Annotated in this window: 1 protein-coding gene; it reads right to left on the bottom strand. The window is 41.6% G+C overall.

Annotated features, from left to right (window positions below):
- Positions 1-947: DUF7507 domain-containing protein (locus K8344_RS13930; protein ID WP_420908359.1), on the bottom strand; the 947-nt coding region annotated here is incomplete at both ends.

The following is a 947-nucleotide window of genomic DNA, read 5'->3' as shown; positions in this document are numbered from 1 at the left end:
TCTGGAGCTGTTCCCATAGCAGTCGCTTGGTTTACTACTTCACCAGCATCAATATCTGCTTGGGTGATTGTGTAGCTCGCTTCGTATATCCAAGTTTCTGTTACATCTAACTCTCCATCGCCATCAGTATCTCCACTTAATGGACCCGCTATTGGACCTCCTAATAATGGGTCGTCTACTATTATGTTAGACAGACTTACATTTCCTAAGTTAGTAACTGTGAAAGTGTATGTGATTGTCTCATCAACATTAGCGCATGCATCACCGTTTTCGTCATTAAAGACTCCTGTTTTTACAATTGCAATTTCAGGTTTCTGACATAGGTCTATTATCGTTGGATCATCGTTTTCAATTGTCGATCCTGATAAATCGGATACAGTACTTTGGTCTGGAGCTGTTCCAGTTGCAGTCGCTTGGTTTACTACTTCACCAGCATCAATATCCGCTTGGGTGATTGTGTAGCTCGCTTCGTATATCCAAGTTTCTGTTACATCTAACTCTCCATCGCCATCAGTATCTCCACTTAATGGACCTGCCAATGGACCTCCTAATAATGGGTCGTCTACTATTATGTTAGACAGACTTACATTTCCTAAGTTAGTAACTGTGAAAGTGTATGTGATAGTCTCATCAACATTAGCACATGCATCACCATTCTCGTCATTAAATACTCCTGTTTTTACAATTGCAATTGCAGGGTTTTGACAAAGTTCGATAACTGTTGGGTCGTCGTTTCCAATAGTCGATCCTGATAAATCGGATACCGTACTTTGGTCTGGAGCTGTTCCAGTAGCTGTCGCTTGGTTCAATACTTCACCAGCATCAATATCTACTTGGGTGATTGTGTAACTCGCTTCGTAAATCCAAGTTTCAGTTACATCAAGTTCACCGTCTCCATCAGTATCTCCACTTATTGGACCTGCCAATGGACCTCCTAACAATGGGTC

This window comes from Aequorivita xiaoshiensis (genome assembly GCF_022008395.1).
GTDB classification, from domain to species: Bacteria; Bacteroidota; Bacteroidia; order Flavobacteriales; family Flavobacteriaceae; genus Aequorivita; species Aequorivita xiaoshiensis.
The sequence above is the reverse complement of the archived record's forward strand: the minus strand, read 5'-3'. Positions and strand labels throughout refer to the sequence as shown.